The sequence below is a fragment of the Methylobacterium sp. J-078 genome, from assembly GCF_022829285.1.
GTDB lineage: Bacteria > Pseudomonadota > Alphaproteobacteria > Rhizobiales > Beijerinckiaceae > Methylobacterium.
Genome location: NZ_JAKSYI010000058.1, coordinates 1 through 1,457 on the forward strand (window position 1 = coordinate 1; position 1,457 = coordinate 1,457).

At 71.0% G+C, this 1,457-nt stretch carries 2 protein-coding genes; both read right to left on the reverse strand.

Annotated elements, in window-relative coordinates; translation table 11 throughout:
- Nucleotides 1-123 precede the first annotated feature (123 nt).
- Nucleotides 124-429: a hypothetical protein gene (locus MKK58_RS08040; RefSeq protein WP_243911581.1), complete on the reverse strand. Its 306-nt coding sequence runs from the start codon at nucleotides 427-429 to the stop codon at nucleotides 124-126.
- A gap of 38 nt (nucleotides 430-467) precedes the next feature.
- Nucleotides 468-1,319, reverse strand: a complete 852-nt coding sequence (locus tag MKK58_RS08045) for a universal stress protein (protein WP_243911582.1) — start codon at nucleotides 1,317-1,319, stop codon at nucleotides 468-470.
- Nucleotides 1,320-1,457: the final 138 nt, after the last annotated feature.

Here is a 1,457-nt window from a genome sequence, read left to right on the forward strand (position 1 = left end):
CCGATATGGGCGGCGGTCACGCTCGGCTCCCAGCCGAGCTCGGCGATGACGTTGGCCTGCAAGGTCTTGTCGACGGTCATGATGTTCTCCGTGGTTGGGGACTGAAGGGGGCGCCGCACGCGCCTAGCGATGGCGGCGGTCGTGGTGGCGATGACGGTAGGCGCGGTGGTGGTCGTGGCGGCGCGTGCGCATGCCGCTGCGGTAGCCGCGACGGCCCGGGTCGATGCCGAGCGCGCCGTTGACGGTGCCGACGGCGCCGCCGACCGCACCGCCGACGATGCCCCCGATGGGGCCGCCGACGCGGTCGCCCTCGGCCGCGCCGCGGCGCATGCCGCCGGGTAGGCCCTGGGCATCGGCGGATACCGGCATGGCGAGGGCGGACAACGTGAGGGCCGCCGCCACGGCGAGGTGCTTCAGGATCGGTCTCATGGATTTCCTTCTCGGGGGTCGGCTGGTTTCGTCGGCACTCAGTGCGCGAGGAAGAGGGGGATCGGGCACGCCGTCATCAGCGACTGGGTGAGCCCGCCGAAGAGCCACTGCCGGATGGGGCCGTGGCGGTAAGCGCCCATGACCATCATGTCCGCGCGGTAGCGGATGGCCGCGTCGCGGAGGGTCTCGGCGACGTCGCCGTCCGGACGCACCGGCAGGTCGTCGACGGTGACGGCGATGCCGTGGCGGGCGAGGTGCGGAGCGAGCTCGGCGCCCGCGACCGACCTCGGTAGCTCCTTCTCGCCGACAACCGAGATGATCTCGACGGCGTCGGCCGCGAGCAGGAACGGGAGCGCGTCGTTCACCGCCCGGGCCGCATGCGCGCCGCCGTCCCAGGCGACGACGATGCGCCGGCCGGCGAAGGCGTTGTGGCCGGCGGGGACGACGATGACGGGGCGACCGCTGTTGAAAAGGGACGCCTCGATCAGGTCGCGGTCGAGGTCGACGGTGCGCTCCTCGGCATCCAGGATGGTGAGGTCGTGCAGCCGGGCCTTGGCCGCGAACGTTGCGAGGATGTCCGGATGCGTCAGTTGCGGGCTCTCCACCGTGCACGCGACGCCCGCGCTCGCGGCGTCGCCACGGACCTTCTCGGCCACCGCCTGGCTCAGGCCCGCGGTCCGCCCGTTCTCCTCGGAGATGAGAACTCGCCCGAACCCGCCGGCGAGCGCGCTGTTCATCACGAGGCGCCGCGAGGCCGCCTGGACGGTGAGGTGCGCCCCGGCGACGACGGACAGCGACAGGCCGTAGCCGATGGCGTCGCTCGTCTCGCCCTGCTGACCTTCCTCGGTCAGGCCCACGATCACGTTCTTGATGTTCTGGAGTGCCGGCATGGATGCGTCCCTCGCTTTCGTTGGACGAACCTTAGTCCCGGCCCGGGCCGAGTCCTTGATCCAGCGCAAAGCCGGACATGAAAGCTTGGATCATGCTGTCCCTTGAACCTGGCCCCTTCGTATCCGGGGCTCATGGAC

Coding starts and splice junctions, on each gene's coding strand:
- MKK58_RS08040 (WP_243911581.1), bottom strand. CDS start 429: ATGAGACCGATCCTGAAGCACCTCGCCGTGGCGGCGGCCCTCACGTTG.
- MKK58_RS08045 (WP_243911582.1), bottom strand. CDS start 1,319: ATGCCGGCACTCCAGAACATCAAGAACGTGATCGTGGGCCTGACCGAG.